The sequence below is a fragment of the Streptomyces sp. NH27 genome, assembly GCF_056859195.1.
In genome coordinates this window covers 1-1,544 of the sequence record NZ_JACEGK010000902.1, presented here as the reverse complement: position 1 = coordinate 1,544, position 1,544 = coordinate 1, and the positions used below count along the sequence as shown (strand labels likewise).

At 72.2% G+C, this 1,544-nt stretch carries 2 protein-coding genes; one reads left to right on the top strand and one right to left on the bottom strand.

Annotated features, from left to right (window positions below; all coding sequences use genetic code 11):
* The coding region (locus tag AC13HU_RS36915; protein ID WP_483046369.1) for a threonine ammonia-lyase at positions 1-580 on the bottom strand (580 nt) is incomplete at its 3' end.
* Positions 581-782: 202 nt separating this feature from the next.
* Here AC13HU_RS36915 and AC13HU_RS36910 point away from each other — a divergent pair.
* Positions 783-1,295, top strand: coding sequence for a MarR family winged helix-turn-helix transcriptional regulator (locus tag AC13HU_RS36910; protein ID WP_483046368.1), 513 nt, complete (start codon positions 783-785; stop codon positions 1,293-1,295).
* The last annotated feature ends 249 nt before the right edge of the window (positions 1,296-1,544 follow it).

Below are 1,544 nucleotides of genomic sequence, written 5' to 3'. Positions count from 1 at the left end.
CCGCCATCCCCGCCACCAGCCCGCCGCCGCCGACGCCGACCAGCACGGTCCGCACCTCGGGGCACTGCTCCAGCACCTCCAGGCCCACCGTGCCCTGCCCGGCGATGATGTCCGGGTGGTCGAAGGGGTGGATGAAGACCGCACCGGTCCGCTCCGCGTACGCGATCGCCGCCCGCAGCGTCTCGTCGACGACCGTGCCGTCCAGCCGGACCTCGGCTCCGTAGTCGCGGGTCGCGGCGACCTTGGGCAGCGGGGCGCCCACGGGCATGAACACCGTCGAGCGCACCCCGAGCAGCGAGGCGGCGAGCGCGACACCCTGCGCGTGGTTGCCCGCGCTCGCGGCCACCACGCCGGCGGCCCGCTCCTCCGGACTCAGCCCCGCGATCCGCACGTACGCGCCGCGGATCTTGAACGACCCGGTGCGCTGAAGGTTCTCGCACTTCAGGTGGACCGGCGCGCCGACCAGCGACGACAAGTGGCGGGAGGTCTCCATGGCGGTGATCCGCGCGACCCCGGCGAGCATCTTGTGTGCTCCGCGCACGTCATCCAGGGTGATCGACTGGAGCCGCTTGTTGTCCATACGCCCAGTCTCGCAGTCCGACCTCGCGATCCCGGCCAACGGTTTGCCCATGAAGTCGGCAGATGCTCCCCGTGCTCACCGTGGCCGCGTACTCTTCTCCCAACTTCCCGCCGTCCCGGCGCCGTACCTCCCGCTCACCCCACCCTCGACCGGAACCCTCACCGGTACTCCACCGGACCGACAGAACGCGAGCTTCAAGGTCATGTCCAACCCTCCGGAGACCTCGACCGAACTCCTTGAGAGCCTCCAGCACCAGGTCGCCCTCTTCGCCCGCCGTGCCGAGCAGACCCGGCTCGGCGGTGTCGGCAGGGCCCGCAACTCCATGGACCGCGCCGCCTACCTCCTGCTCAACCGGCTCGACCACGAGGGCCCGATGGGCGTCAAGGCGCTCGCCGAGGCGATGGGCATCGACTCCTCCACGGTCACCCGCCAGGTCGCGCCGCTGGTGGACACCGGCCTGGTCAAGCGCACCTCCCACCCCGAGGACGGGCGTGCGGTCGTCCTCGCGCTGTCCCCGCGCGGCCGCGGCCGGCTGGGCGAAGTACGCGACTCCCGGCGGGAGTTGATGGCCAAGGTCACCGAGGACTGGTCGCCGCAGGAACGGGAGCAGTTCACCGAACTGCTGGGCCGCTTCAACATCGCGCTCGCCGACTGGCACGCCGGGCCCGGGCAGCGCAACGAGCCGGGCCGCAGCGAGGATGTCGTCGGCGGCTGAGTACGGTCCCGCGCCGGCGCCGGCACACCCCGGTGCGACCCCCGCGCCATCCCGGTGTGACCCGGGTCACGCACAGGTATTGACCACGGGCCCGCCCGTGCCGTCCCATGGCCGCGTGGGCACCCCCGGTCGAAACGACCCGGGTTGCGACGGGGAGTGGATCAGGGAGCGGCGTGATGTGGCTTCGCATCCAAGGCGGACGACGGAAACGATACGGCGGGGGCACCCCCACGCCGCAGGCCGTGGGGG